Origin of the sequence: Pseudomonas sp. PA-7-1E (genome assembly GCF_021605325.1) — a bacterium.
Taxonomy (GTDB): Bacteria; Pseudomonadota; Gammaproteobacteria; order Pseudomonadales; family Pseudomonadaceae; genus Aquipseudomonas; species Aquipseudomonas fluorescens_BV.
Map to the genome: position 1 here is coordinate 229,026 of NZ_WKFA01000001.1, position 20,309 is coordinate 249,334.

General features: G+C 60.9%; 18 protein-coding genes. 8 read left to right on the plus strand and 10 right to left on the minus strand.

Annotated elements, in window-relative coordinates; translation table 11 throughout:
* Positions 1-80: 80 nt before the first annotated feature.
* Positions 81-644: an NAD(P)H nitroreductase gene (locus GIW79_RS01075; protein ID WP_038451385.1), complete on the plus strand. Its 564-nt coding sequence runs from the start codon at positions 81-83 to the stop codon at positions 642-644.
* A gap of 145 nt (positions 645-789) precedes the next feature.
* Here the strand turns inward: GIW79_RS01075 and GIW79_RS01080 are convergent, their stop codons facing one another.
* From GIW79_RS01080 to gap, 7 genes are all read right to left on the minus strand, one after another.
* Positions 790-2,928 (minus strand): methyl-accepting chemotaxis protein, encoded by a 2,139-nt coding sequence (locus GIW79_RS01080; RefSeq protein WP_198790665.1) that lies wholly within the window; start codon positions 2,926-2,928, stop codon positions 790-792.
* 138 nt (positions 2,929-3,066) lie between these two features.
* On the minus strand, positions 3,067-3,468 hold the full coding sequence (locus tag GIW79_RS01085) for a YbaN family protein (RefSeq protein WP_014719757.1): 402 nt from the start codon (positions 3,466-3,468) through the stop codon (positions 3,067-3,069).
* A gap of 169 nt (positions 3,469-3,637) precedes the next feature.
* Positions 3,638-4,246 (minus strand): biliverdin-producing heme oxygenase, encoded by a 609-nt coding sequence (locus GIW79_RS01090; protein WP_034128616.1) that lies wholly within the window; start codon positions 4,244-4,246, stop codon positions 3,638-3,640.
* Positions 4,247-4,383: 137 nt separating this feature from the next.
* Positions 4,384-6,948, minus strand: a complete 2,565-nt coding sequence (locus GIW79_RS01095) for a TonB-dependent receptor (RefSeq protein WP_236452677.1) — start codon at positions 6,946-6,948, stop codon at positions 4,384-4,386.
* 115 nt (positions 6,949-7,063) lie between these two features.
* Positions 7,064-8,032, minus strand: coding sequence for a FecR family protein (locus GIW79_RS01100; RefSeq protein WP_057975089.1), 969 nt, complete (start codon positions 8,030-8,032; stop codon positions 7,064-7,066).
* Positions 8,033-8,106: 74 nt separating this feature from the next.
* Positions 8,107-8,625 (minus strand): RNA polymerase sigma factor, encoded by a 519-nt coding sequence (locus tag GIW79_RS01105; RefSeq protein ID WP_003193922.1) that lies wholly within the window; start codon positions 8,623-8,625, stop codon positions 8,107-8,109.
* Positions 8,626-8,846: 221 nt separating this feature from the next.
* Positions 8,847-9,848: a type I glyceraldehyde-3-phosphate dehydrogenase gene (gene gap, locus GIW79_RS01110; protein ID WP_003193921.1), complete on the minus strand. Its 1,002-nt coding sequence runs from the start codon at positions 9,846-9,848 to the stop codon at positions 8,847-8,849.
* Positions 9,849-10,069: 221 nt separating this feature from the next.
* Here gap and edd point away from each other — a divergent pair, with 221 nt between their 5' ends.
* The 4 genes from edd (at position 10,070) to GIW79_RS01130 (ending at position 15,180) form a co-directional block, all read left to right on the plus strand.
* On the plus strand, positions 10,070-11,896 hold the full coding sequence (edd, locus tag GIW79_RS01115) for a phosphogluconate dehydratase (RefSeq protein ID WP_014719752.1): 1,827 nt from the start codon (positions 10,070-10,072) through the stop codon (positions 11,894-11,896).
* Positions 11,893-12,849 carry a glucokinase gene (locus GIW79_RS01120; RefSeq protein WP_034128613.1) on the plus strand — a complete coding sequence of 319 codons (957 nt, stop codon included), beginning with the start codon at positions 11,893-11,895 and terminating at the stop codon, positions 12,847-12,849. Before edd ends, GIW79_RS01120 begins: the two co-directional genes overlap by 4 nt.
* Before the next feature lie 137 nt (positions 12,850-12,986).
* A complete protein-coding gene (locus tag GIW79_RS01125) occupies positions 12,987-13,721 on the plus strand; it encodes a response regulator (protein WP_003193918.1) in 735 nt (244 codons plus the stop codon).
* On the plus strand, positions 13,711-15,180 hold the full coding sequence (locus GIW79_RS01130; RefSeq protein WP_034128612.1) for an ATP-binding protein: 1,470 nt from the start codon (positions 13,711-13,713) through the stop codon (positions 15,178-15,180). Before GIW79_RS01125 ends, GIW79_RS01130 begins: the two co-directional genes overlap by 11 nt.
* Positions 15,181-15,303: 123 nt before the next feature.
* On the opposite strand, the gene GIW79_RS01135 is transcribed toward GIW79_RS01130, so the two are convergent.
* Positions 15,304-16,233 (minus strand): AraC family transcriptional regulator, encoded by a 930-nt coding sequence (locus GIW79_RS01135; RefSeq protein WP_054897658.1) that lies wholly within the window; start codon positions 16,231-16,233, stop codon positions 15,304-15,306.
* A 327-nt stretch (positions 16,234-16,560) separates the two neighbouring features.
* On the opposite strand from GIW79_RS01135, the gene GIW79_RS01140 reads away from it, so the two are divergent.
* Positions 16,561-16,902 (plus strand): antibiotic biosynthesis monooxygenase family protein, encoded by a 342-nt coding sequence (locus GIW79_RS01140; protein ID WP_003193915.1) that lies wholly within the window; start codon positions 16,561-16,563, stop codon positions 16,900-16,902.
* 41 nt (positions 16,903-16,943) lie between these two features.
* Positions 16,944-17,189, plus strand: a complete 246-nt coding sequence (locus tag GIW79_RS01145) for a hypothetical protein (RefSeq protein ID WP_019817340.1) — start codon at positions 16,944-16,946, stop codon at positions 17,187-17,189.
* A gap of 125 nt (positions 17,190-17,314) precedes the next feature.
* Here the strand turns inward: GIW79_RS01145 and GIW79_RS01150 are convergent, their stop codons facing one another.
* A complete protein-coding gene (locus GIW79_RS01150) occupies positions 17,315-17,947 on the minus strand; it encodes a flavin reductase family protein (RefSeq protein ID WP_054897657.1) in 633 nt (210 codons plus the stop codon).
* A gap of 177 nt (positions 17,948-18,124) precedes the next feature.
* Between GIW79_RS01150 and GIW79_RS01155 the strand changes: the two genes are divergently transcribed.
* Positions 18,125-18,880, plus strand: coding sequence for a COG4705 family protein (locus GIW79_RS01155; protein WP_019817341.1), 756 nt, complete (start codon positions 18,125-18,127; stop codon positions 18,878-18,880).
* Between the two features lie 39 nt (positions 18,881-18,919).
* Here the strand turns inward: GIW79_RS01155 and GIW79_RS01160 are convergent, their stop codons facing one another.
* The gene (locus GIW79_RS01160) at positions 18,920-20,239 is read right to left on the minus strand and encodes an MFS transporter (RefSeq protein ID WP_057704393.1); all 1,320 of its coding nucleotides are present in this window, start codon (positions 20,237-20,239) and stop codon (positions 18,920-18,922) included.
* Positions 20,240-20,309: the final 70 nt, after the last annotated feature.

The following is a 20,309-nucleotide window of genomic DNA, read 5'->3' on the forward strand; positions in this document are numbered from 1 at the left end:
GAATAAGAGCAATTATCGTTTGGTGGCATCCCGATTTTTTCCCGCTAGAATGGCTGCACATTTTTTTATGGAGGTGGCCAATGCAGGCTCTCGACGCTTTGCTCAACCGTGTTTCCGTGCCCCGTTTGCTCGACCCGGCACCGACCCAGGAGCAGCGCGACCTGCTGTTCGCCGCCGCCATGCGCGCGCCCGATCACGGTCAACTGCGCCCGTGGCGTTTCCTCACCGTGGAAGGCGCAGCCCGTGAACAGATGGGCACGCTGTTGGCCGAAGCCGCTCGTCTGCAAGACGCCGACGCACCGCAAGCCGCCATCGACAAGGCCCAGAACGGCCCGCTGCGTGCGCCGCTGGTGGTGGTGGTGATTGCACGTGTGCAAGAGCATTTCAAAGTGCCCAAGTCCGAGCAGTTGCTGGCCGCCGCCTGTGCGGCCCACGGCATTCTGCTGGCGGCGTATGCCCAGGGTATTGGTGCGGTGTGGCGTACCGGCGAATTGTCCTACTCAGCCCATGTCGCTAAAGGCCTGGGGTTGGCGGCGAATGAAGAAGTGATTGGCTTTCTCTACCTGGGCACGCCGCAGAACCCACCGCGTACGGCGCCGAAGGAAGACCTGACGCCGTTCGTCCAGGCCTGGCCCGGCCGGTAATTCACCACTGCCCTGCTCTATATGTAGGAGCGAGCTTGCTCGCGAAGAACTCAAAGGCGCCGCGTTTATTCAGGAAGCACGCGTTATCGTTGACGTTTTTCGCGAGCAAGCTCGCTCCTACAGGGGGCAATGTTTCAGAACCGAGTCAGACCCTAAACTGATCCATCAACTTCATCTGCTGGCTGGCCAGCGCATTGAGCTGGCTACTGATCGCCGCCGACTCGGTAGCCTGGCCGGTCAGGGTTTCGGTCACGGTGCGAATCGCCGAGACGTTGCGGTTGACCTCTTCGGCCACCGCGCTCTGCTGTTCGGCCGCGCTGGCGATTTGCAGGTTCATGTCGCTGATCACCGTGACCGCGTCGCTGATCTTGCCCAGGGCTTGCACGGCTTGATGGATCTGCCCGGCATTGCTCTGCGCCTGGTGCTGGCTGGAGTGCATGGTCGCCACTACGCCACGAGTGCCGCTCTGGATACGCTCGATCACCAGGCGGATTTCTTCCACCGAGTCCTGGGTGCGTTTGGCCAGATTGCGCACCTCGTCGGCCACCACCGCAAAACCACGTCCGCTTTCTCCGGCGCGTGCCGCTTCAATCGCCGCATTCAACGCCAGCAGGTTGGTCTGTTCGGCAATGCTGCGGATCACCTCCAGCACTGAACCGATTTGCTCGCTGTTGACCGCCAGGGCTTCGACTTCGCCCACGGCTTTGCTGACTTCGTCGGCCAGGGTGGTGATATCGCGGGTGCTCTGCTCGATGATCGACATGCCTTCGCGGGCCGACTGGTCGGCACCGCGTGCCGCGCTGGCGGCATTGGAGGCGCTGTTGGCCACGTCGTGGGCGGTGGCGCTCATTTCGTTCGACGCGGTGGCGACCTGGTCGATTTCACGGAACTGCACCTGCATGCCTTCGCTGGTCTGGCGCGCAATGGCGGACGACTGATCGGCCGTCCCGCGGGCTTCGGTAATGCTTTGCTTGATCTGCGCAATGGTCGGCTGCAGTTTGTCGAGGAAGCGGTTGAACCAGTTCACCAGCTCGCCCAGCTCGTCTTTCTTGGCATAGGCCAGGCGTTGGGTGAGGTCGCCGTCACCGCTGGCGATGTCCTTGAGCATGGCGGCCACGCTATTGATAGGGCGGGTCACGCCAGTAGCGGTCAGCCAGATCAACAGCAAGCCCAGCAGGCCAGCGGCGGCGGCCACCAGCAGGGCTTTGAGCGTGCCCGTTGCCTGGGCCTCGTCGAGTACGGCTTGCAGTTTTTCGTTGTCGGCCAGCATCACCGCTTTGGGCAGCTTGATCACCACGCCCCAGGATTTGGCACCGGCAATCGGCTTGAGCGGGTACACGGCACGAATGGTGTCGTCCTGTTCACGGATAACAGGCCGGTCATTGGCCAGTAGTTGCACGATCTCTTTGCCTTCGGCGCCGAGGCTGTCGATCAGGTTCTTGCCGACTTTGGCTGGTTCACCGCTGTAGGCGGCGATCAGGCCGGTGCTGGACAGAATCTCCAGGTGGGCGGCACCGTTGAACAGGTCTTTCTGCGCAGCATCGGTGGTCGCTTGCAGGGCGGTGAGGGCGATGTCCACGCCGACGACACCGATGACTTTGCCGTCGACGATCAGCGGCAGGGAAATGGTAGTCATCAGTACCGGTTTGTCGGCCACGGTGTCTTCGTACGGGTCCAGCAGGCAAGTGCTGCGCGTGTCCCGTGGGCAGGTGTACCAGATGTTGTAGGGCGTACCGCTGAGGTTGAGGGTGGTCTTGGTCAGGTCATCTTCGACCATGACGGTATTCAGGCTTTCGCCGCCAGCCCGGCTCCAGTAGCTGGAAAACCGGCCTTTTTCGTTGGAGACGCGTGCCTTGTCGTCGATGAATTCGCTGTCCTTGCCATCCAGCCCGTTGGGTTCGAACGATAACCAGATGCCCAGCACCTTGGTGTTGCGCTCGAACGCGGTTTTGACGCTGCGGTTGAGCTCTTCACGCAGAGCCCCGGCTTCAAGGGAACGCTGGATGCCCAACTGACGCAGGTCTTTGATCTGGTCGGCCAGGGCTGTGACCACCAGCAGGTTTTCGCCGAAGGTCTGCTGCAAGTGGCCGGCCTGTTCGGCCGCTTTGGATTGCAGCAACTGCTCCACGCTGGCGGTGAGCATTCGTGAGCTTGAATCACTGACCAGCCGATCGTTCTGGTTGGTGTTGTAGATATTGATGCCGACCACCAGTGCAATCACACCCAGCAGACACAGGCCGGACAGCAACACGATTTTCAAGCGGATGGAGAGGGTGTCGAACATAGGTTCACTCACGAATGGACTTGTTGGAATGCACGCAGAAGAGCCAAGTCCATTCGGCGCCGTACCTGAAACATCGGCGTCACAAATCAATTCATGAGCAATAGGCGATGAGCGGTAGGAAAATGCCTACACCGGCCGTTATACGGGGCGTGCGAGCTGCTCGGGGCGGGACCAGATCCACAGGTTGCCCAGGCTCATTCCGGCAATTGCCAGGTACACCGGCCAGCCGTGATCGAGCATCACCAGCATCAGCACGGCGCACAGCAACATGCTCACGGTGGCGCTGACCTTGGCGCGGCGGGCGATGATCTTGCCATTGCGCCAGTTGGACAGGATCGGCCCGAACAGGCGGTGGTTTTCCAGCCAGGCGCTGAGGCGCGGCGAGCTTTTGGTGGCGGCCCAGGCGGCGAGCAGGATGAATTCGGTGGTGGGCAACCCCGGTATCACAATCGCAACCAAGCCGATCCCCAGGCTGACGTAGGCCAGCAGGCCAAAGAGGACTTGGGCGATTTTGGAGGAGGATTGGGGTTTGCCGGTCATGCTGCAGTTTTCTGGTGGGAAGGTTTACACATTATCAGCCATGAAATGCACCCAAGTGTGGGAGCTGGCTTGCCTGTGATTGCGGTGTATCAGGTTAAACATCTGGCGCTGACCCACCGCCATCGCAGGCAAGCCAGCTCCCACATTGAACCGCTGTCTACCAGAACACTTACGCCAGTTCTGGGGCGCTAGCGTACGCCTGTTCCAGCAACACGGTGAAGCGCACAAACGCATCAATCGCGCCTTTTTCCACGGCAGCTTCTTCTTCGGCACTGAATGCCAGGCCGTCGAGGGTGCGGGTGAAGCTTTTCCAGCCTTCGGCGCGACCACCGGCCGGCTCGCCCAGGTGGCGGGCACCGAAGGTCTCGCTCAGGCCCAGGCCCACGGCGCGCTTGATCAGGAACGCAGCGCCCAGCTTGGAGCCTTCGGAGACGAACAGCCAGCCCAAAGCTTCGGCTTTGCTGGGGTTGTTCACCGCGCCGGCAACCGGGGCCGGGGTTTCGGTGTCCAGGTCTGCCAGGTCGAGCTTGGCGGCTTCGGCGCGGCAGCGGGCGGCCAGGTCAGGGATGATCTGGTTCAGTTCGGCATCGTTGTACAAGGCCACCAGTTCCGATTGGAACAGGTACTGGGCCACTACGAAGCGGGCGAAGTTGGCTTGGGTTTCGAACGGCGCGTGAGCCTTCACCAATGCGTCGAGCTTGGTGTGCGGCTCGTTGGTGATCTGGTTCAGGCGTTGGGAGCGCAGGCTTGGACGTTCTGCGGTGGAAGAAGTGGTCATGAAAAAAATCCTTGAGAAGAGAAGCGCCTGGGCGCCCTGAAGAGAGCTGTTATCAACTAGACGAACAAGAAGACGCGGCACAGTAAAAAATCCTCACCTCGCCGCGGATGCAATGGCGGCGAGGTGAGGCGGAAGGGTCAGATGTCCCAGATCACGTTGATCGCAAAGTTGCGACCGGGCTGGGTCAGGCGGTCGAGGTTGGCCGGGCCGGTCACACCGGCTTCGCCGACGCTGTCGTAGCTGCGCACGTCATCCCAGTTCCAGTACTTCTTGTCGGTGAGGTTGTAGAGGCCACCGTTGACGGTCACGTCTTTGCTCACCTTGTAATAAGCGGTCAGGTCGAGGATGCCGAAGCCCGGGGTCTTGAACGGGCCGTCGGTGCCGCCGTCGGGCGCGTGGAAGGTGGTGCTGTCGACGCGGTCCTGTTTTTTCACCAAGGTCCAGCTCACCAGGCCACCGTAGTTGTCCTGGTCGTAGCCCAGGCCAAACACGCCCTTGAGCGGGTTGACGCTGTTCAACGGCTCGCCATTGTCGTCGTTGCGACCGTAGGTGTAGGCAACCGAGCCTTGGGTATACAGGCCCTTCGGCGCGCCGAAGGTATCCAGGTTCAGGCGGCCCTTGGCTTCCACGCCCTTGACGGTGGCGCGCTTGATGTTGACCGCCTTGAATTGCTCCACGGTGCCGCCGACCACGGCGTTGTCTTCGTCGATAAAGTCACGGTACTTGTTGTAGTACACCGCAATATCGAAGGAGCCTTCGTCGAATTTGCCGCGAATCCCGGTTTCGATGCCTTTGCTGGTTTCTGGCTTGAGGTCGGGGTTGGGTTCGACGGTGTAGCCCAGGTTGAGGTTTTCGAAGCGACCGTACAGCGCTTTGGCAGACGGCGTACGGAAGCCCTCGGCGTATTGACCGAACCAGGTGTAGTTGTCGGTCAGGGCATAGGTGAGGCCGAACTTGGGTGTTACGCGGTTCCAGGTCTTGTCTTTGCCATCGACGGCATAGGCGCCGGTCGGGTTGACGGTGTTGAGGAATTCCTGGGTCAGCTTGGGCTTGAGCCGGGTGTAGTCATAACGCACGGCGGGCAGGAAGGTCCATTTGTCCCAGGTGATCTGGTCCTGGGCGAACAGCGAGTAGGTGTTGATGGTTGGGTCGGGGAAGTCGCTGGCCTTCTTCACGCTGTCGCTCGCTTGCGGGCTTGGCGCGCCGATGGCGGTGCAGCCGGCGCCGATGGCCAGGCACGAGGCCGAGCCTTCGCGTGAACCGGTGACTTTCTGCTGCTTGAGGGTGGTGCCGTAGGTCACCTGGTGGTCGGTTTCGCCGAGGCTGAAGGCCTTGTCCAGTTGCGCGTCGAAGACCCACTGCTTCTCTTCGTAAAGGGTGTCGCGGGTACGCAGGACGCGACGGCCGGCCTGGTAGATTTCGGCGGTGGTCTGGTCGGTCTTGGCGATCTGGTAGTTGAGGCTGGTCTTGATGCGGTCGGCAATCGGCGACTCCAGGGCAAAGGTGTTTTCCAGGCCGAAGCGCTCGCGGGTAATGGTGTCGTTACCGCGACGATCGCGGTACAGGTTCATGCCCCGGCCACCGATGAACGGACCGCCCACTGCGTTTTTCAGATTGACGTCGCGGTCATCCTTGAACTTCTCGTAGGTCAGGCCCAGGCGGTTGTCATCGCCATAGTTCCAGCCCAGCTTGGCCAGCACGTTGGTGGTGCGCGCATCTTCCGGGTTGGCGCCGGTACGGGCCAGGCCGGTGGCGTTGTTGCCATCGTAGGATTCGGTTTCGTGGCCATTGCGCTGGCTCAGGTGCAGCAAACCATCGAAGTCCTGCACACGCCCGGCGAAGGTGCCGGAGGTCAGCCAGCTCTCGTCGGCGGAGCTGTAGCCGGTCTTCAGGCGGGCACCGACGTCCTGGCCTGGCTTGATGATGTCATCCGGGTCGAGGGTGAAATAACTCACCGCGCCGCCGATGGCGCTGCTGCCGTACAGGGCCGAGGCCGGGCCGCGCAAGATCTCCACGCGCTTGACGATTTCCGGGTCGACGTAATTGCGGCGGGTCTTGGCGTAAGGGCCGTTGAAGAAATTGTCCGGCACTTCGACGCCATCCACCTGGGTGAGGACGCGGTCGCCGTCGATGCCACGAATGTTGTAGCCCGCGTTACCCGAGCGCGTACCGGCGCCGCCGACGGAGACGCCGGGTTCGTAGCGCACCAGTTCACGGATGTTGTTGACGTTCTGGCGGTTCAGTTCTGCGCGGTCGTGCACGCTGACGGTGCTCGGTACGCTGTTCACATCCTGTTCATTGCGAGTGGCGCTGATGGTCACCTGTTGCAGGGCGAGGGCGCTGCCGGCGCTACGTTTTTCCAGCACGATGTTGTTGGTGCCCAGTTTGCGATAGCTCAGGTTGGTCCCCACCAACAGCCGGTCCAGGGCTTTTTCCGCTGGCAGCGGGCCGCGCACGCCAGGGGACGACACGCCCTGGCCCAGTTCGGCCGGCAGGCCCACTTGCCAGCCGGTCACTGCGGTGAAAGCGTTGAGTGCCGACACCAATGGCTGCTGTTCGATGCTGAACGTGTAATTGGCGTGGCTGCGAGCGGCAGGTTCCGCGGCGGTGGCGCTCATGACGGGCGCACCAGCCAGCAAGATCGCGGCGGTCAGCAAGGACAAAACGGGCGAAGCAGACCGGCGGTTGAAACGAGAGGACATCGAGAGCGCTCCGGGATACGAATCTTATAGTTGCGAACCGAACCAAATAGGAATCAGTTGCATTGGCTATAACGAGACGTATCGCCGGTTAACATCGAGTAAAAATAATTCTCATTTAGTTCAGGATCACCAGCGCCGGGTACTCCGACAGCTTGGCCGAGGTGATGTGGGCCAGGGAGCGCACCACGTCCAGAGGCTGGTCGAGGCGGTAGTTGCCGGTGACGGCGACGCTGGCCAACTGCTCGTTGTTGTTGACGATCCAGCCGGGGTAATAGCGGCGCAGCTCAGCCAGCACTTCGCTCAGCGGGCAGTTTTCGAATACCAGCCGGCCCTGGACCCAGGCCAGGTCTTTGCTGGGGTCGAGCTTGGCCGGTTGGCCGAAACCCTTGGGGCCGATGCGAATGCTTTCACCGGCGCTCAGGCGCACGCGGGCATCGTCGAAAGTGTTGCTCAGGTCGACATCGCCGCGCTGCACTTGAACCTGGGCTTCGCCATTGAGGTAGCGCACGGCAAAGGCGGTGTCACGCACGCTGGCGCGCACCGGGCCGGCGTCTATTTCCAGGGGCAGGCCACGGGTGGGCGCTATTTCAAAGAACGCTTCGCCCTGGTACAGGCGGGCAATGCGCTGGTGGTGGTTGATGGTGCTGGAAAATGCCGAGTTGGTGTTCAACAGTACCTTGGAGCCATCGTCCAGTTGCAGGCGCTGGCGCTCGCCGACCACCGTCAGATGGTCGGCCTGCAAACGCACCGGCAGGTTGCTGAAACTGAACAGGCCGACCAGTAACACGGCGGCGGTGGCCAGGGGTTTCCAGTGCGGTCTGATCCGGCGCCAGCCGCTGGGCTTGCGCGGTGCGGCGAGGGCCACGGCGGCGCTGTGTACCGGCGCGTCACCCCAGGCGGCCTGGGCCTTGCTGAAGGCGTGGACATGCGCCGGGTCCTGGGCCAGCCAGGCGTCGAACGCGGCCTGCTGCCCAGGTTGCGGGCACTGCAAGGCGATCAGCCAATCGAGGGCTTGGTCCATGGCCGCGTCTTGCAACACCTCATGAGCCAACGCATGGGGGCGCAGTTTATTCGGGTCCGTCACGGTGTTCCTCGGGTCTTCGCCACGTTCTATTCATTTTTCCTACAGCTTGGATCGACACCTCTGTCGGGTGAAGCTTAAGGCTGATCCAGCCGTTCGGCCACACCCACACAGATAGCCATGATCAATTTGAGTTCCTTTTGCACCGTGCTCAAGGACACACCCAACTGATCGGCAATTTCCTGATAGCTGCAACCGTGCAGACGGCTGAGGATGAAAATCCGCTGCTGGCGGGCGCTCAACTGGCCGAGGCTGACACTCAGGTGCTCCAGTAGCTGCTCGGCCTGGGTAGCTTCCTCAGGCGTGCTGGCCGGCGCGGCGACGCTTTGCAGGACATCCAGCGGGACATCCTCCTGCAGGGTACGCGCCTGAATCCTGCGCGAACGCAAGTGATCCAGCGCCAGGTTGCGCGCCGTCTGGTAGACAAAGGGTTCAAGGTGGTCGATTGGCCGCTCGCTGAGGGCCCGAGTCACGCGCAGGTAGGTTTCCTGCAACAGGTCCTCGGCGGTGCTGTGGTTATGCACCATGCGTTGCAGAGTTCGTAGCAGGATCACCCGTTGGGTGAGGAAGACGTGGTTGAAGCGAGATTGGCTCACAGTGATACCAGACCGATTTGCAGTTAATGATAATGCTTATCATCAACTGAAATGGCAAGTGGCACTTTGAGATGCCTTGGAGATTGTGCCGCTCGTTCCCATGCTCTGCGTGGGAACACATCCTGTGACGCTCCGCGTCACAACTTTAAGAGCAGGACGCGGAGCGTCCAGGGTGGCATTCCCACGCAGAGCGTGGGAACGATCTGGTCGATCTTGTGGAGTTACTCGGCGTTGCACAACGCCAGGCAGTTATCCAGCATGCGGTTGGAGAAGCCCCACTCGTTGTCATACCACGCCAATACTTTGAGCAATTTGCCACTGACCTTGGTGTGATTGGCATCGAAGATCGACGACAGCGGGTTATGGTTGAAGTCACTGGAAACCAGCGGCAGGGTGTTGTAGCCGAGGATCTTCGAATGCTGGCTGGCGTGTTTGAGCAGGGCGTTGACTTCATCGGCCGTGGCTTCTTTCTTCAACTGCACGGTGAGGTCTACCAGCGACACGTTGATCACCGGCACACGCACCGCCATGCCAGTCAGCTTGCCTGCCAGTTCCGGCAGCACCAGGCCCACCGCTTCAGCGGCGCCGGTCTTGCTCGGGATCATGTTCTGGGTGGCCGAACGCGCGCGGTACGGGTCGGTGTGGTACACGTCGGTAAGGTTCTGGTCGTTGGTGTAGGCGTGAATGGTGGTCATCAGGCCGCTTTCGATACCCAGCTCGCGGTGCAGCACCTGGGCCACCGGCGCCAGGCAGTTGGTGGTGCACGATGCGTTGGAAATGATCTGGTGGGATTGACGCAAGATGTCATGGTTTACGCCATAAACCACAGTGGCATCCGCGCCTTTGGCCGGGGCCGAAATGATCACCTTGCGCGCGCCGGCGCTAATATGGGCGGCAGCCTTGTCACGGTCGGTGAACAGACCGGTGCATTCGAACACCACGTCAATCTTGTGCGCAGCCCACGGCAGGTCGGCGGGGTTGCGAATGGCACTCACGGCAATCCGGTCACCATTGACGGTCAGGCTTTCCTGATCGTGGGCAACCTCTGCGTCGAAAGTGCCGTGTACGGTGTCGTACTTGAGCAGGTGAGCATTGATCGAGCTGTCGCCCAAATCGTTGATGGCGACGATCTGCAGATCCTGGCGATAGCCTTGGGTATACAGTGCGCGCAGGACATTACGGCCGATACGGCCAAAACCATTGATTGCGATACGAAGAGTCATTGGAAGGTGCCTGTCGTCGATTTGTTGTAAGAATTACAAGATTATTCGCATAAAAATAGAAAACAAGCCTTTTTAGTGGCAATATTTTGTTCAATCTACAACGAGTGACCTGAATCAACTGGTCCGATGATCCAAACGACCCCCTGCCATCCCATGAGCCGTGGGCGTTTGATCAGCATAGACACTCAGGTCGCCACATCCGTTAGCCTGGAGTTCTATACATGCATCCCCGCGTTCTTGAGGTCACCGAACGGCTTATCGCCCGCAGCCGCGCCACCCGCGAGGCTTACCTTGCGCTCATTCGCGGCGCAGCCAGCGACGGTCCGATGCGCGGCAAGCTGCAATGCGCCAACTTCGCCCACGGCGTGGCCGGTTGCGGCACCGAAGACAAAAACAGCCTGCGCATGATGAATGCCGCCAACGTGGCAATTGTTTCTTCTTATAACGACATGCTCTCGGCGCATCAGCCCTACGAGCATTTCCCCGAACAAATCAAAAAGGCTCTGCGCGAAGTCGGCTCGGTCGGTCAGTTCGCCGGCGGGACCCCCGCCATGTGCGACGGCGTGACCCAGGGCGAGCCAGGCATGGAGCTGAGCCTGCTCAGCCGTGAAGTCATTGCCATGTCCACGGCGGTAGCGCTGTCCCACAACATGTTCGACGCCGCGCTGATGCTGGGCATCTGCGACAAGATCGTCCCTGGCCTGATGATGGGCGCACTGCGCTACGGCCACCTGCCGATGATCTTCGTGCCGGGCGGGCCGATGCCGTCGGGTATCTCCAACAAGCAGAAGGCCGATGTGCGCCAGCGCTATGCCGAAGGCAAGGCCAGCCGCGAAGAACTGCTGGAATCGGAGATGAAGTCCTACCACAGCCCTGGTACCTGCACCTTCTACGGCACCGCCAACACCAACCAGTTGCTGATGGAAGTCATGGGCCTGCACTTGCCCGGCGCTTCGTTCGTCAACCCGTACACGCCGCTGCGGGATGCGTTGACCCGTGAAGCTGCGCACCAGGTCACGCGTTTGACCAAGGCCAATGGCAACTTCACGCCGATTGGCGAGATTGTCGACGAGAAGTCCATCGTCAACTCCATCGTTGCGCTCAACGCCACTGGCGGCTCCACCAACCACACCCTGCACATGCCGGCCATTGCCATGTCGGCAGGCATCATCCTGACCTGGCAGGACATGGCCGACCTCTCCGAGGTGGTGCCGACCCTGTCCCACGTGTATCCAAATGGCAAGGCTGACATCAACCACTTCCAGGCGGCGGGCGGTATGTCGTTCCTGATCCGCGAACTGCTGGAAGCCGGCCTGCTCCACGAAGACGTCAACACCGTGGCCGGCAAGGGCCTGAGCCGCTATATCCAGGAACCTTTCCTGGTGGATGGCGAACTGGTCTGGCGCGACGGCCCGATCGAAAGCCTCGACGAAACCATCCTGCGCCCGGTGGCCCGTGCGTTCTCGCCGGAAGGCGGCTTGCGTGTGATGGAAGGCAACCTTGGCCGTGGCGTGATGAAGGTTTCGGCGGTAGCGCCGGAGCATCAGGTTGTCGAAGCGCCCGCGGTGGTGTTCCAGGACCAGCAGGACCTGGCCGATGCCTTCAAGGCTGGCCTGTTGGAAAAAGACTTTGTCGCGGTGATGCGCTTCCAGGGGCCGCGCTCCAACGGCATGCCGGAACTGCACAAGATGACCCCGTTCCTGGGCGTGTTGCAGGACCGTGGTTTCAAAGTGGCGCTGGTGACAGATGGGCGAATGTCCGGCGCGTCGGGTAAGATCCCTGCCGCGATCCACGTCAACCCCGAAGCCCAGAGCGGCGGGCCGCTGGCGCGGGTCCAGGATGGCGATATCATCCGTGTGGATGGCGTTACCGGCACCCTGGAGCTTAAGGTGGACGCCGAAGTATTTGCAGCGCGCACGCCTGCCACGGGCCTGTTGGGCAATAACGTGGGGGCCGGTCGCGAGTTGTTTGCATTCATGCGCTTGGCCGCAAGCTCCGCAGAGCAGGGCGCCAGCGCCTTTACCTCTGCCTTGGAGACGCTTAAGTGAAGCTTGCGCTGGTCGGTGACATCGGGGGGACTAACGCCCGTTTTGCGTTATGGCGGGATCAGGAACTGCATTCGATCCGCGTGCATGCCACGGCGGATCACGGCAGCCCTGAAGAGGCGATCAAGGTCTATCTCAAAGAAGAAGGCCTGCAAATCGGGGACATCGGTGCGGTGTGCCTGTCGGTGGCCGGGCCGGTGAGCGGCGATGAATTCAAGTTCACCAACAACCACTGGCGCCTGAGCAAAACCGCGTTTTGCCAGGCCCTGCAGGTGGATGAACTGTTGCTGGTCAACGACTTCTCGGCCATGGCCCTGGGCATGACCCGACTCAAGCCCGACGAATTCCGCGTGGTCTGCGAAGGCACGCCGGAGCCCTTGCGCCCGGCCGTGGTGATCGGCCCGGGTACGGGTCTTGGTGTCGGCACCTTGTTGGACCTCGGCGCAGGCCGTTGGGCAGCATTGCCGGGGGAGGGTGGGCATGTCGACCTGCCCCTGAGCAGCCCACGGGAAACCCAGCTGTGGCAACACATCTACAGCGAGATCGGGCATGTCAGCGCCGAAACCGCGTTGAGCGGTGGCGGCCTGCCACGCCTGTACCGGGCGATTTGTGCGGTGGATGGGCACGAGCCGGTGCTCGACACCCCCGAAGCCATCACGGCGGCGGGCCTGGCCGGCGATCCGGTGGCCATGGAAGTATTGGACCAGTTCAGCATCTGGCTGGGCCGAGTGGCGGGCAATAACGTCTTGACCACCGGTGGGCGCGGTGGCGTATACATCGTGGGTGGGGTGATACCGAGGTTTGCCGACTTCTTTATCAACAGTGGCTTTGCCCAGAGTTTTCGCGACAAAGGCTGCATGAGCGACTACTTCAAAGGTATTCCGGTGTGGCTGGTGACAGCGCCGTATTCGGGGCTGACCGGGGCGGGTGTAGCGCTTGAGCAAGCCTTTGCATAGGTCATAATGGCGCCATCGCAGGCAAGCCAGCTCCCACAGTCTGGAATGCATTCCAAGTGTGGAAGCTGGCTTGCCTGCGATGACGGCCTAAAGCGCACCCGATGATTTAAGCCAGGCCATAACAACAAGGAGGCCCCGTGAGCGTAATCAGTAAATCCATTCTCCTCGTCGACGACGACCAGGAAATCCGCGAATTGCTGCAAACCTACCTCAGTCGCGCCGGCTTCCAGGTCCGTGGCGTGTCCGACGGCGCGGGGTTCCGCCAGGCGATGAACGAGGCGCCGTGCGACCTGGTCATCCTCGATGTCATGTTGCCAGACGAAGACGGCTTCAGCCTGTGCCGCTGGATCCGCCAGCACCCGCGTCAGGCGCAGGTGCCGATCATCATGCTCACCGCCAGTTCCGACGAAGCCGACCGCGTGATCGGCCTGGAGCTGGGCGCCGATGACTATATCGGCAAACCATTCAGCCCCCGCGAGTTGCAGGCGCGCATCAAGGCACTGCTGCGCCGCTGCCAATTCGGCCAGGAGCGCAGCAGCGGCGGTGATGTGTGGGTGTTCGATGAATGGCGCCTGGATATGATCAGCCACCGCTTGTTTCATGTGGATGGTGAAGAGGTGATCCTCTCCGGTGCCGACTTCGCCTTGCTCAAGTTGTTTCTCGACCACCCGCAACAGATCCTCGACCGCGACACCATCGGCAACGCCACCCGTGGCCGCGACCTGATGCCCTTGGACCGTATCGTCGACATGGCCGTCAGCCGCTTGCGCCAGCGCCTGCGCGACACCGAGAAACCTCCGCGGCTGATCCGCACCGTGCGTGGCAGCGGCTATCAACTGGCAGCCAGCGTGGTTGCCGGCAATGCCCACTGAACCGCTGAACGAACGTCGCCGCCGCTTCCCGGTACCCCGCTCGCTGCTGGGGCGCATGTTACTGTTGACCTTGCTGGCGGTGCTGTTTGCCCAAGCGCTGTCCAGCGTGATCTGGGTGTCGCAACTGCGCGCCACCCAGCTTGAGGGCCTGGTGACCAGCGCCCGTAGTCTGGCGCACTCAATGACCGCCAGCGTGAGTTACTTCCGGTCGCTGCCGGTGGCCTATCGCCCGTTAGTGCTGGACCAATTGCGCAGCATGGGCGGCACGCGTTTTGTGGTGACCCTCAATGATCGCCCGCTGGACATGCAAATACTGCCCGAAACCCCGCGCAAGCAAGCGGTGCTGGTGGCGGTGGACGAAGTGCTGCGCCAGACCCTGGGTGCCGACGTGCATATCTCGGTAGAGTTCGTCAGCGCCGAAGACCTGCGCATCTTCAATGCCGGCCTGAAGCTCGACGAACTGCCGCGCTCCTGGGCCCATTACGCGCTGACCCTGGAACCGGTGAACCCGCCGGTGCTGGTCACCCAGATCCAACTGGCACCCGGTGAATGGCTGTACATCGCCTCTCTATTGCCCGAGCCCTACACCAGCCTGGAAGAGCAAGGCCTGCCGTCCCAGCAGGTGTGGTTCATCGTGCTCACCAGCGGTTTTCTGCTGTTGTTCATCGGCCTGCTGGTGCACTGGCAAAGCCGGCCACTCAAGCGCCTGGCGCGAGCGGCGCGGGACATGTCCCTGGGCGCCGATGTGGAGCCGGTGGCTGAAGGCGGCGGCAGTGAAGTGGTGGAAGTGGGCCGTGCATTCAATGCCATGCGTGAACGCATCAGCCGTTACCTGACCGAGCGCAGCCAGTTGTTCAGCGCGATTTCCCATGACCTGCGCACGCCCATCACCCGCCTGCGCCTGCGTGTGGAATTGTTGGAAGACGAGAACCTGCAAAACAAATTCGGCCGTGACCTGGATGAGCTGGAATTGCTGGTCAAGGGCGCGCTGCAATGCGTGAAAGATACCGACATCCACGAAAACATCCAGCCGGTGGACCTCAACCACGTCCTCGAATGCCTGGTGGAGCCGTACCTGGCACCCCATGGCAATGGCCGAGTGACCCTTGATGGCGCGGCCCTGTCAGCCTACCCAGGCAAGCCGCTGGCGCTCAAGCGCTGCATCGGCAACCTGATCGACAACGCGCTCAAGTACGGGCAGAACGCGCATTTGCATATCGAGGACGATGGCGTGCAGTTCATCCTGCATGTGGATGACGAGGGCCCCGGTGTGCCGCAGCAGCGACTGGAGCAGGTGTTTGAGCCGCACTTCCGCCTGGCCGGCCAGCAGCAGGGTTACGGATTGGGATTGGGGATTGCGCGCAATATTGCCCACAGCCATGGGGGCGAAGTGAGTTTGCAGAACCTGCGTGAAGGCGGCCTGCGCGTTACCCTGCAACTACCAAGAACCTTGGACTAACAAACACCTGAGATCAAATGTGGGAGCTGGCTTGCCTGCGATAGCGGTGGTTCAGTTGACTCATTAGTGACTGACACACCGCCATCGCAGGCAAGCCAGCTCCCACATGTTGCTCTGCGTACATCAGATGCTCTGGCGCAACCGGGCCAGGTCGCGCAGCGGCGGCGCACCGAACAACCGGCTGTACTCCCGGCTGAACTGGGACGGGCTTTCATACCCCACCCGATACCCCGCTGCCGAGGCCTCCAGCCCTTCGGCAATCATCAGCCGCCGGGCTTCCTGCAAGCGCAGTTGCTTCTGGTATTGCAGCGGGCTCATGGCGGTGATCGCTTTGAAGCGATGGTGCAGGGTCGAGACGCTCAGGTTCACCTCTTTGGCCAGGTCGTCGATACGCAGCGGCTGTTCGTAGTTACCGTTCAGCCAGGTGATCGCCTGGCTCACCCGATGGCTCTGGCTGTTAGCCACAGCGATTTCATACAGGCGATAACCCTGCGGGCCACGCAGCAAGCGGTAGAGAATTTCACGGTTGATCAAGGGCGCGAGCATCGCGATGTCTTTAGGCGTGTCCAGCAAGCGGGTCAGGCGCAGCACCGCGTCGAGCAGTGCGTGATCGATGCGGTCGACGTACATGCCTCGTGAGGTCGGGCGCGAGGGCACGCCCATTGGCCCGGCCTCTGCGATCAGCGCGGTGAGCTGCGCCGGGTCGATATTGATGCGCACCGAGAGGTTCGGGTCCTCGGCGGTGGCGTCGATGATGCGGCCGGCCACCGGCATCGCCACCGAGAACACCAGGTAGTTGAGCGGGTCGTAGGCAAAGATCTCGTCGGCCAGGCGCACTTCCTTGCTGCCACTGGCAAGGATGCACAGCGCGGGCTCCACCAGCACCGGCATGAAATCCCGGGGTGCGTTGTGGCGGTTCAGGTACAGCGAGGTGATCGCCGTGCCGTAGGAGCCGTCCTCCCAGGTATGGCGGTGCACGATACTGGCCAGCTCGGCGCGTTGTTTCTCCATCTCGGCATCGAGGGGAGTGGACCTGGATTCGGGCGACGGCATGGGGCGTCCTCTACACGCTGCTTTGATGGGCTCAGCTTAGCGGCGGCTTTTCAAAAAGTGTTACGTCGATTCTGCAGCATCCTTGCCTGATCCTGCGAGATAGCGTGAATCAGGCAAGTGCGCAGCCTGTCATCACCCTGAAACATGAGGCCTGGGCCTGGAATAAATCCTGGGGCCGAACGTCCTTCCTACGCTTCTCGCAGGATTGTGCAATAAGCCTGCAGGAATTGACTAACCGCGCCCACCCCCGCGCCGTTATCTTTGATCCTGTGGCAACACGCCCTCATTGTGCTTGCCGAGCATCACTTCTCAACGGGAGAGTCGAACATGTCCACCCCCATTCCCGCGAGCCATATGGCCTTTATCCGCGCCCGTAGCGGGTGCAGCACCGAACTCGGTGCACGCTTGAGCAGTTTGATCGAGCCAGGTCGCCAGGCCCAGGGTTGCCTGCAATTCTCGTTGCAGCACTCCCAGGTCGATCCCGATGTCTGGCTGGTGTCCGGGTTCTGGAGCAGCGAGCAGGCCATGAGCGCCTACTTCAACTCTCCGGCCCTGATGATTTTCACCGAGCTTCTGAACGACATGGTCGTGCGCAGCATGGACTTCCAGACCTTCACCGACGCATCGGCGGCACAGGCCTACGGCGAGTACCTGCAACTGGCCGGTTAACGGTTAGAATGGCCGACTTTCCATTGGCCAGGACCTGCAACATGGCACGTAAACAATTTGCCCACCACGAAGCCGTTTCCGCCGTAGTACCGGGCGAAGGTGGCTACAGCGCCGCCGTCGCCGTCAAAGCACTGGATGGCATGGGCGCACCCAGGTTTCACAAGATCCTTGATGGGCAGACGTTCAAGACAGCGTCCGATGCCGATGATGCGGCGACGTTGCAACTCGAGCATCTGGTCGATGTGGATGCAGAAGGCCAACTGACCTGGGCGACTGCTGAACGCTGAGGCAGCACACCTAACCAATGTGGGAGCTGGCTTGCCTGCGATAGCGGTGTATCAGTCACTCCTGAGTTAACTGACCCACCGCTATCGCAGGCAAGCCAGCTCCCACAGTTTTGATTGCATTTCAGTCAGGGTTTGGTGGCGCCTGGTCTGTGCATTTTGAACAGGGCCTCAGGCCCCAGCTGGAAATAATCCGCCGGGCCACCCCCGCGCAAAATCGGCTCGGCGGCAGCAGTGTCGTAGATCCCATCCTTGAGCAACCATTTGGCGATGTGCACCGCAACCACCTCGCCCAGCACCAGCCAGCTTGGCACCAACTGTTGGTCGGCACGTTGCAGTTGGATGATCTGCGTCACCTTGCACTCGAACGACACCGGGCTCTCGCCCACCCGTGGTACGCCAACGATTTTCGAAGCCACCGGCGTCAGCCCGGAGAGTTCGAATTCATTCACCTCGGGCGATACGGCCGCGCAGCTTTGGTTCATCTGCTCGGCCAGCGGGCGGGTGGCCAGGTTCCAGACGAATTCTCCAGTCTGTTCGATATTGTTCAGGCTGTCTTTACGCCCGACACTGGAAAACCCAATGATCGGTGGAATGTAGTTGAACGCATTGAAGAAGCTGTAGGGCGCCAGGTTCAGGCGGCCTTCGCGATCGTGCGAGGAGATCCAGCCAATCGGGCGTGGGCCGACGATCGCATTGAACGGGTCATGGGGCAGGCCGTGGCCGTTGGCGGGTTCGTAATAGTGGATGTCGTCAGGCATGGCCGGGGTTCCTGCTACGCGGTTTGGGAGGCGATCATAGTGCAATTCATGGCGGTGAATTTCCATCGTGCCCATGGATTTTTCATACATCTGCCACCTATTTTTCACAGTTTCCCCTTCAGTCTGCGCCCAAGGTCAATACCCCCTATAAGACTGAGCCTTGGAGCTATCCACTGCATGAACAAACTTCCTCAGATCACCCTGGCGTTCTGGGTCATGAAAATCTGCGCAACTACCTTGGGCGAAACTGCCGGGGACTTGCTGTCGATGACCTTGAATGTTGGCTACGCCATCAGCTCCATGATCCTCATCAGCGTGTTCCTGGTGACCCTGGTGACGCAACTCTGGTCGAAAACCTACAACCCGGTGCTGTACTGGATCGTGATTTTGTCTACCAGCACCGCGGGTACCACAATGTCCGACTTCATGGACCGCACGCTGGGACTGGGCTACGCCACCGGGTCGATGATCCTGATCGTGATCCTGATGATCATCTTTGCACTGTGGCACCTCAGTGGTGACTCGCTGAACGTGAACAAGGTGCAGACCTTCCGAGGGGAGCTGTTTTACTGGATGGCGATCCTGTTCTCCAACACCTTGGGCACCGCATTGGGCGATTTCCTCGCGGACGATTCGGGGCTGGGCTTCGCCGGTGGCGCATTGTTGATCGGCTCAACCATCGCCGCGGTGGTGGTACTCAAGTACTTCACCCGCATCTCGTCGGTATTGTTGTTCTGGGTGGCGTTTGTACTGACACGGCCGTTTGGCGCGACCTTGGGGGATTTCCTGACCAAACCCCATGAAAAAGGCGGCTTGGATTTCGGCACCATCGGTTCATCCGCGGTATTGGCTGCGGTGCTGGTGGTGATGATTGCTGGCGCGTCGTATGCGCAGCGGCGCTATGGGCGCAATGAGGCCGCAGAGTTGTCGTAAGGCTAAAGAGGGGAGCGGGCAAGCCCGCTCCCCCGATTTTTAGTCCGTGGTAATACGCGAGTGCTTACGCGTGTCCTTCATGGTCACATAGACCACCAGCGACACCGCGATACACGCGGTCACGTACCAGTAATAGCCCGTCTCCATGCCGATGTTTTTGAACCACAGTGCGATGACTTCAGCGGTACCGCCGAAGATCGAAACGGTCAATGCATACGGCAGGCCTACGCCCAGTGCGCGGATTTCTGTAGGGAACAGTTCTGCTTTCACCACAGCGTTGATCGAGGTATAGCCGCTGACGATGATCAGCGCCGCCATGATCAGGAAGAACGCGCCCCACCAGCTTTGGATGGTATGCAGCGTGGTGAGGATCGGCACGGTGAACAGGGTACCGAGCAAGCCGAAGGCAATCAGGATCGGCCGGCGACCGACCTTGTCCGACAGCCCCCCAACCAGGGGTTGCAGGCACATGAACAGAAACAGCGTCGCCGCCGAAATGGTGGTGGAGTCGGAGATGCTCATGCCGACGGTATTCACCAGGTATTTCTGCATGTAGGTGGTGTAGGTGTAGAAGGCCAGGGTGCCACCCATGGTCAGGCCGACGACGGTCATCACTTCCTTGGGGTGACGCATCAAGGTGCGCATGGCGCTTTCCTTGGCTTTTTCCTTTTTGGTGAACGATTCGGTTTCTTCCATGCCGCGACGCAGGAACAGCGCAACGACTGCGCACAGGGCGCCGATGGCGAACGGGATACGCCAGCCCCAGGCATACAACTGCTCGGTGGTCAGTGTCTGTTGCAGCACGATCAATACTGCCAGGGCGATGAGCTGGCCGGAGATCAGCGTCACGTACTGGAAGCTGGAGAAAAAACCACGACGTTCCTTGGTCGCCATCTCACTCAGGTAGGTGGCTGACGTACCGTACTCGCCGCCTACCGACAGGCCCTGCAGCAAGCGTGCGAACACCAGCAGGATCGGCGCGCCGATACCAATCGTGTCATAACCCGGTGTCAGGGCGATCAGCAGCGAACCGAAGCACATCAGCAATACCGAGGCCATCAAGGCGGCCTTGCGACCTTTGTAGTCGGCATAGAGCCCCATCAACCAGCCGCCGATGGGGCGCATGATGAAGCCCACGGCAAAGATGGCGGCAGTGTTCATCAACTGTGCGGTGGAAGAGCCGGCTGGGAAGAAGGTCTTGGCGAAGTACAGTGAGAAGGCGGCGTAGACGTACCAGTCATACCACTCGACCATGTTGCCGACCGATCCACTGAAGATCGACTTGATACGGCTGGAGGTGGTGCGTTCTTTTGCCGGCGCAGACGCCGATCCCAGAGGCAGGGAGTTGGAGTTATCCATTGAAGGAACCTTCATCTAGTTGTTTTTATGGAGCGTGCTTGAGCACTGCCTGACTTGGGCTATAGCAGAA

Excerpts from the sequence above, each read along its gene's own strand:
- GIW79_RS01145 (WP_019817340.1), top strand. The coding sequence starts at position 16,944 with ATGGCACGTAAACAATTTGCCCACCACGAAGCCGTTTCCGCCGTAGTA.
- gap (WP_003193921.1), bottom strand. The coding sequence starts at position 9,848 with ATGACTCTTCGTATCGCAATCAATGGTTTTGGCCGTATCGGCCGTAAT.
- GIW79_RS01150 (WP_054897657.1), bottom strand. The coding sequence starts at position 17,947 with ATGCCTGACGACATCCACTATTACGAACCCGCCAACGGCCACGGCCTG.
- GIW79_RS01095 (WP_236452677.1), bottom strand. The coding sequence starts at position 6,948 with ATGTCCTCTCGTTTCAACCGCCGGTCTGCTTCGCCCGTTTTGTCCTTG.
- GIW79_RS01160 (WP_057704393.1), bottom strand. The coding sequence starts at position 20,239 with ATGGATAACTCCAACTCCCTGCCTCTGGGATCGGCGTCTGCGCCGGCA.
- GIW79_RS01085 (WP_014719757.1), bottom strand. The coding sequence starts at position 3,468 with ATGACCGGCAAACCCCAATCCTCCTCCAAAATCGCCCAAGTCCTCTTT.
- GIW79_RS01135 (WP_054897658.1), bottom strand. The coding sequence starts at position 16,233 with ATGCCGTCGCCCGAATCCAGGTCCACTCCCCTCGATGCCGAGATGGAG.
- GIW79_RS01140 (WP_003193915.1), top strand. The coding sequence starts at position 16,561 with ATGTCCACCCCCATTCCCGCGAGCCATATGGCCTTTATCCGCGCCCGT.
- edd (WP_014719752.1), top strand. The coding sequence starts at position 10,070 with ATGCATCCCCGCGTTCTTGAGGTCACCGAACGGCTTATCGCCCGCAGC.
- GIW79_RS01155 (WP_019817341.1), top strand. The coding sequence starts at position 18,125 with ATGAACAAACTTCCTCAGATCACCCTGGCGTTCTGGGTCATGAAAATC.
- GIW79_RS01075 (WP_038451385.1), top strand. The coding sequence starts at position 81 with ATGCAGGCTCTCGACGCTTTGCTCAACCGTGTTTCCGTGCCCCGTTTG.
- GIW79_RS01080 (WP_198790665.1), bottom strand. The coding sequence starts at position 2,928 with ATGTTCGACACCCTCTCCATCCGCTTGAAAATCGTGTTGCTGTCCGGC.
- GIW79_RS01090 (WP_034128616.1), bottom strand. The coding sequence starts at position 4,246 with ATGACCACTTCTTCCACCGCAGAACGTCCAAGCCTGCGCTCCCAACGC.
- GIW79_RS01130 (WP_034128612.1), top strand. The coding sequence starts at position 13,711 with ATGCCCACTGAACCGCTGAACGAACGTCGCCGCCGCTTCCCGGTACCC.